Annotated in this window: 7 protein-coding genes; 4 read left to right on the plus strand and 3 right to left on the minus strand. The window is 70.4% G+C overall.

Annotation, left to right across the window (positions count from 1 at the left end):
• Positions 1-8: 8 nt before the first annotated feature.
• A complete protein-coding gene (locus tag MWU75_RS15890) occupies positions 9-293 on the minus strand; it encodes a hypothetical protein (protein ID WP_247092661.1) in 285 nt (94 codons plus the stop codon).
• Complete coding sequence (gene merA, locus MWU75_RS15895) at positions 286-1,689, minus strand: mercury(II) reductase (RefSeq protein WP_247092663.1); 1,404 nt, start codon at positions 1,687-1,689, stop codon at positions 286-288. The genes MWU75_RS15890 and merA overlap by 8 nt, the downstream gene beginning before the upstream one ends.
• Positions 1,690-1,792: 103 nt before the next feature.
• On the opposite strand from merA, the gene MWU75_RS15900 reads away from it, so the two are divergent.
• Positions 1,793-2,182, plus strand: a complete 390-nt coding sequence (locus MWU75_RS15900) for a heavy metal-responsive transcriptional regulator (RefSeq protein ID WP_247092665.1) — start codon at positions 1,793-1,795, stop codon at positions 2,180-2,182.
• A gap of 119 nt (positions 2,183-2,301) precedes the next feature.
• Positions 2,302-2,742: a heavy metal-responsive transcriptional regulator gene (locus tag MWU75_RS15905; RefSeq protein WP_247092667.1), complete on the plus strand. Its 441-nt coding sequence runs from the start codon at positions 2,302-2,304 to the stop codon at positions 2,740-2,742.
• A 34-nt stretch (positions 2,743-2,776) separates the two neighbouring features.
• On the opposite strand, the gene MWU75_RS15910 is transcribed toward MWU75_RS15905, so the two are convergent.
• Complete coding sequence (locus MWU75_RS15910) at positions 2,777-2,953, minus strand: hypothetical protein (protein ID WP_247092669.1); 177 nt, start codon at positions 2,951-2,953, stop codon at positions 2,777-2,779.
• Between the two features lie 416 nt (positions 2,954-3,369).
• Between MWU75_RS15910 and MWU75_RS15915 the strand changes: the two genes are divergently transcribed.
• Positions 3,370-3,600 carry a cation transporter gene (locus tag MWU75_RS15915; RefSeq protein ID WP_131106625.1) on the plus strand — a complete coding sequence of 77 codons (231 nt, stop codon included), beginning with the start codon at positions 3,370-3,372 and terminating at the stop codon, positions 3,598-3,600.
• Complete coding sequence (locus MWU75_RS15920; protein WP_247092671.1) at positions 3,597-6,032, plus strand: cation-translocating P-type ATPase; 2,436 nt, start codon at positions 3,597-3,599, stop codon at positions 6,030-6,032. The genes MWU75_RS15915 and MWU75_RS15920 overlap by 4 nt, the downstream gene beginning before the upstream one ends.
• The last annotated feature ends 358 nt before the right edge of the window (positions 6,033-6,390 follow it).

Below are 6,390 nucleotides of genomic sequence, written 5' to 3' on the forward strand. Positions count from 1 at the left end.
GGTCGGGCTCATCGAGTCAGTGCGGCCCGGCCGATGCGCCGGCGCCGGCGAAGTAGTCGCAGGGATGCCATTGCGCCGGTCACCGCCAGGGCTATCGCGGCGGTGGTGAGCACCGCGGTGGTGCCGGACAGAGCACCGGCGGCAGCGCCGAGGCCGGCGACGCCGAAGACCAGCAGCAAGGTGTGCCCGACGCAGCACAGGAGCACGGCTGCACCAGCACCGAGGACCCGGCGTCTGGTGCGCTCGGGCCGGGCCTCGGGTCGGGGTCGGTGGAGGCGCGGGGTCTCAGGCACAGCAGGACGTCGGCATCTGGTTGCGGAAGAGGCCGGCGACGATGCGTAGGCTCTCGGCCATGGTCAGGTACGGCGCCCAGGTGTCGGCCAGCTCATCAACGGTCATGCCGGCCTTGATGGCGTAGGTGGCCGCCAGCATGATTTCCCCGGCGCCCTCGGCCAGGGCGTGCACGCCCAGGACCTTGCCGGTGGTGGCGTCAGCGACGAGCTTCACCGCGCCCCTGGTGTCGTGCTGGACCAACGCGCGCGGAACGTCGGACAGGTCAAGGACCCGGCAGTCGCACTCGTGGCCGTTGGCGAGGGCCTCTTCCTCGGTCAGCCCCGCCGAGGCCAGCTGGGGCCGGGTGAACACGACGGCAGGCAAACCGATGTAGTCCACCCGTGCTGCCGGGGCGCTGCCGCCGTCGGCCAGGGCGTTGAGCGCGGCGACTCGACCGCCGGCGGCGGCGACGTAGACGTACTGGGGAGCCCCCGAGACGTCACCGGCGGCGTAGACGCGCGGGTTGGTGGTGCGCTGGGTCTCGTCGACCACGACAAAACCCCGCTCGTCCACGTCCACCCCGGCAGCGGCCAGGTCCAGCCCGTCGGTGCGCGCGACGCGCCCGGTGGCCACCAACAGCCGTGCTCCGCGCACCTGCGCGCCGGAGGCGGTGCTCACCACGACTCCCTGTCCTGAAGGGCCGACGTCGGTGGCCACCGCGGTGGCGTGCTCCTCGACCACCGTGATGCCGTCGTCGGCGAACACCTCCCGCAGCCCCTGGGCGAGCTCCGGCTCGGCGCGGGGCGCCAGACGCCCGACCACCGACACCCGGGCGCCGAGGTGGGCGAACAGCTGAGCCTGCTCCATCCCGACGTAGCCGCCACCGACGACGACCAGGGACTCGGGCAGCTCGGTCAGCTCCATCGCCGTGGTCGACGTCAGCCAGTCCACGGAGCCCAGGCCCCCCACGTCCGGGACGGCGGGGGCGGAGCCGGTGGCCACCAGATAGGCCCGGGCCCGCAGCACCTCGCCGTCGACGGCCAGGGTGTCCATGTCCACGAAGGTGGCCTGGCCCGGGCGGACCTCGAAGCCGTAGGCGGCGGCCACGTCGGCGTACTTCGCCTCGCGCAAGTGCTCGATCAGCGCATCCTTCTGGGCCACCAGGGCACCCAGATCCACCGGCCCGGCGGAGGTTGGAGCGCCTGCGAAGGGGTTGGTCAGCGCAGCGTGCCGCGCTCCGCCGGCCGCCAGGAGCGTCTTGGACGGCACACAGCCGATGTTCACGCACGTGCCACCCAGGACGCCGCGCTCGATCAGCACAACGCTCCTACCGGCCTGGCTGGCCGCGATCGCCGCCGACATGGCCGCACCCCCGGAGCCGATCACGGCCAGATCGACGTCGTAGTTCTCACCCATCTCACACATCCTTCGCGTCGCACGTCTCCAGAGGTCACAATGGACCTTCCAGTACAGGGGAAGGTCAAGGTGAACATCGAAAAGGATCGAGCAAGGGGTCACCGTGCGGATCGGTGAGCTGGCCCAAGTCAGCGGCACCACCACCAAGACGCTGCGGTTCTACGAAGAAGCCGGGCTCCTGCCCGCACCCGAGCGCACCGCCGGCGGATACCGGGACTACGCCCCGGAGGCTTTGGCGCGCCTGGACTTCATCCGCCGCAGCCGAACCGCTGGGCTCACTCTGGCCCAGATCCGCGAGGTCCTCGACATCCGCGACGCCGGAGTCGCGCCCTGCCAGCATGTCCAAGACCTGCTCGAGACCCGCCTGGGCGACCTGGACCGCCAGATCGCCGACCTGCAGGCACTACGGCACACCGTCGCCCGCCTCCGCGACGATGCCGCCACGGTCGACCCCGCCAACTGCGACGCCACGACCGTCTGCCGCTACCTCTGATCGCGTCGGCGGCGTCCGGTACCAGCACCGAAAACGTTCCGCATGTGTGGCCGGTCCGACCTCGCGCCAACGTGGACCACCCTTCCCGCTGACTGTAAGGTTGTGACCGGGAGGTTGGGATGAGGATTGGTGAGCTGGCTGGCCGGCTGGGCGTGAACCCGAAGACGATCCGTTACTACGAGTCGATCGGGCTGCTGCCCGATCCGGAGCGCACCTCGTCGGGCTACCGCGACTACGACGAGGACGCCGTCGACCGGATGCGGTTCATCCGCACCGCCCAGCGACTCGGTGTCACCCTGGATGAGGTGAAAGAGATCCTCGGGTTCCGGGAGCGGGGCGAGGCACCCTGCGCGTATGTCCGGGAGGTGCTCGACGCGCAGGTAAACACCATCGACCGGCGCATCACCGAGCTGCAGGAGTTGCGGGACCAGCTGGTGAGTCTTGCGGCCGAAGCGGACAACCTGCCGCCGGCGGACGCGGGGATCACCTGCCAGCTCATCGAGCATGTCCGGCAGAAGGTGGAGGCGAAAGTGGTGGCGCCGGTGCAATCCCAACCCTGAGCTGAGGCTGCACCGGCCGCCCGGGGCGAGCGGGTCAGGTGGCGGTACCAGCCATTTGACGGCAGGCTTCGGCGGCCCTGCGGCCGGCTTCGGCGCACTCGGTCATGCCGGTCCACTCGCACGCCTGCGCGCACTGCTCGCAGGCGTCGGCGAAGGTCTGGCACAGCTGGGCGGAGAACTGGCTGCCGCGGGCGAGCAGCGGGATGCACACCTGACACAGCGTCGCGCAGTCCAGGCACAGGGTGATGCAACCGGCGAGGTCGGCGTTGCCCTGGGCTGGCGCAGTCCTTCGCGCAGGCCTCGCACTTGGCGACGCAGTCGCCGAGGACGTTGATCAGCTGCTCGGTGCGGTTGTCGACGAGAGGCATTGTCCGGTCCTTCCGGTCGGCCTGAGGGCGCGGGGATACGGACGACACCCACCCTGGGCCTTCCTGCGCCTGGAAGGTCGACAGCGGCGGCGTGTCCGCACAGGAGGACTTGACCTTCCAGTCGAATGGAAGGTCTACCGTGGTCTGATTATCGCCGAGCAACCCCGTGCGCGGGACCTCGCAGGAGGCTTCGAGGACCTTCTACGCCAGGCACCACGGCACGTTGACTCAGTGACTACTGCTACCGGAAGGACAGATGGTGGAGAACGTGACCATGCAGGTCGAGGGCATGACCTGCAGCGGGTGTGAACAGCGCGTGGGCAAGGTGCTGCGCCGGCTGGACGGGGTCCGCGAGGCAACCGCGGACCACCGCACCGGCCAAGTGCGGGTGCGTTTCGATTCGGCCGTGACCGACCACGCAGCGCTGGCGGCCCAGATAGAGACCGCCGGCTACCAGGTCGCCGGTGATGTGCAGGGCCAGTCTCGATGACCGCCCCGACCGACAGCGGTACCGAGCAGCTGTGGGCTGAGGAGCCGAGCCACCTGGCCGGGCACGCCCGGATTCGGGCTCGGATCGCGGGCCTGCACTGCTCGCTGTGCACCGGCACGATCGAGAAGGCGCTAGGCCGCCAAGCAGGGGTGGACCAGGTCGCGGTCAGCCTCACCCACGAGCAGGCGCTGGTGGACTACGACCCGGCGCTGATCGCACCCGAGGACATCCTGGCCACGCTGCGCGACATCGGCTACGACCTGTACGACCCGCGCAAGCTACGTCCGTTCGAGGATGAGGAAGCCGACCTCGTCCGGGAGGGCAAGCGGCTGCTGGCCGCGGTCGCGGCGAGCCTGGCCGCGATCGCGCTGATCCTTGAGGTCTCCGGCGTCTGGTCGGTGCTGGTGCCAGCGTCGGTGGTAGCCCTGATGGTGCCGGTGTCCTACGCCATCCTGCGCCCCGCCGGGAGGGCCTGGGCGGCTCTGGGTGCGCTGTCGATCATCGCCCCGGCTGCGCTGGCCTACACCGCCCGAGCGACAGGGCTGATCGGTGACACGGCAGCCGGGTGGATCACCGGGGCACTGGCCCTTGCCGTGGTCTTCGGGGTCGCCCCGCACATCCTGCGGATGGCCTACCAGGCCGCGCGCCGGCGCATCCTCAACCAGCACGTGCTGTTGGAGGTCGGCGCGTTCGCCGGCATCGCCGGCGGCGTCATCGGCCTGACGAACCTGCTGGCGGACTACCCGACGGCCCCGTTCTTCGCGGTGACCGTGCTCGTGGCGAACTACCACATCTTCTCCGAGTGGCTCTCGCTGCTGGTCAAGACCCGCTCCAGCCAGGCGGTACGCAAGCTGCTCGATCTGCAGCCCGACACCGCCCGGGTGGTCCGCGACGGTGCCGAGCGCGACGTCCCCATCGCCGAGGTCGCCGCCGGCGACCTGGTACGGGTCCGTCCCGGGGAGCGGATCCCGGTCGACGGGCGGGTCAGCGACGGGTACTCCACCGTCGACCTGTCCCTGGTAACCGGTGAGTCGGTACCGGTGGAACGGGCCACCGGGGACGAGGTCATCGGCGGGTCGATCAACGCCTCCGGGACCCTGCTGGTGGAGGTGACCCGGGTCGGGACCGACAGCTTCCTGGCCCAGGTGGTGCGCCACGTGGAGGACGCCCGCGCGCTCAAGCCCGGCATCCTGCACCTGGTCGACCGGGTGCTGCGGGTCTACACCCCCACCGTGCTCATCGTCGCCGCGCTCGCGCTGCTCGGGTGGCTGGCCGGGTCCTGGCTGCTAACGGGGGAACCCGACGTGCGCCGCGCCGTCTTCGCCGGCCTCGGCGTCCTCGTGATGGGCTACCCGTGCGCGGTGGGTATCGCCGCCCCGCTGGCGATCGTGCGCGCCGCGGGGGAAGCCGCCGACCTAGGCATCATCATGCGCACCGGGGAGGCCTTCCAGACCTTCGGGCAGGTCCGGACCATCGTGCTGGACAAGACCGGCACCCTGACCGAGGGACGGCCCGCCGTCCGGGAGATCGAGGCGTTCATCGACGAGGACGGCATGCTCGCCACCGCCGCGGCTGCCGAGTCCTCCTCCGAACACCCCCTGGCCCGCGCCATCGTGGACGCCGCCACCGACCGGGGCCTCGCCGTGACGGACGCGGAGAGCTTCGAGTCCGTCACCGGCTTCGGTGTGATCGCCCGCGTCGCCGGCCGCGACGTCCTGGTAGGACGCCCCGGGTTCCTCACCGAGCGGGGCGTGAACCTGGACCAACTCGCTGCAGCCATCGACAGACTGGAGGCCGCCGGGCGAACCGTCGTGGCCGTGGCCGCCGACAGCGAACCGCTCGGGGTGATCGCCCTGGGGGATGAGGTCCGCGCTGACGCCCTCGAGGCCCTGGCCCAGATGCGCGGCGCCGGCCTGGACCCGGTGCTGGTCACCGGCGACAACGAACGCGCCGCCCGCCACGTCGCCGCCCAGCTCGGCATCGAAGACGTCCGCGCCGGGGTGCTGCCCGAGGGCAAGGCCGACATCGTCCGAGACCTCCAAACCGACGGTACCCGCGTGGTCATGGTCGGGGACGGCATCAACGACGCCCCCGCCCTCATGCAGGCCGACGTCGGCATCGCGATGGGCGGCGGCACCGACATCGCTGTCGAGTCCGCCGACATCATCCTCGTGCGCGACGACCTGCGCTCGGTCATCACCGCCCGGACCATCAGCCGCTCCAGCTACCGCCGCACCCGCCAGAACGTCGCCCTGGCGTTCCTGTTCAACGGTGTCGGCATCCCCTTGGCCACCACCGGGCTGGTGTACCCGGTGTGGGCAATGGTCGCGATGGCCCTGTCCGTGACCACCATCTTCATCAACTCCATCGGCGGGCGACCCTCCCTGCTATTCCAGGCCATCGGCAGCGTTGGACGCAGGGGCACTCCCTGAGAGATACCGACGCGGCGCAACCGGCTCACTCGCAAGGGTCGCAGTGTCCCGATAGACAACCCATTCGGACACGACGAACCACTAGAGCACAGGAAACGACGGGCCAGCAGACAGCTCCCAAGGCCCTCGCCACTGCATAGGTATGCAAGTTCCAGCGCCACCGGCAACGCACGGATCTGCCGCGAGTCGGTAGGGGCTCAACTGCTACGTCATTCCGGCTCCCTTCTGTTGTCAAGGGGTCGGGATCGGCTCTTCTGAGGGTGCGTCGACGCTTGTCGCCGTCAAGGTCGTTCGTCCGGTGGGGCGCTGCACCTTGACGGCTCTGGCGCGTCGACGCGGGTGCTGAGGAGCCGGTCCC

Origin of the sequence: Ornithinimicrobium sp. F0845, from assembly GCF_023015765.1 — a bacterium.
Lineage (GTDB): Bacteria > Actinomycetota > Actinomycetes > Actinomycetales > Dermatophilaceae > Ornithinicoccus.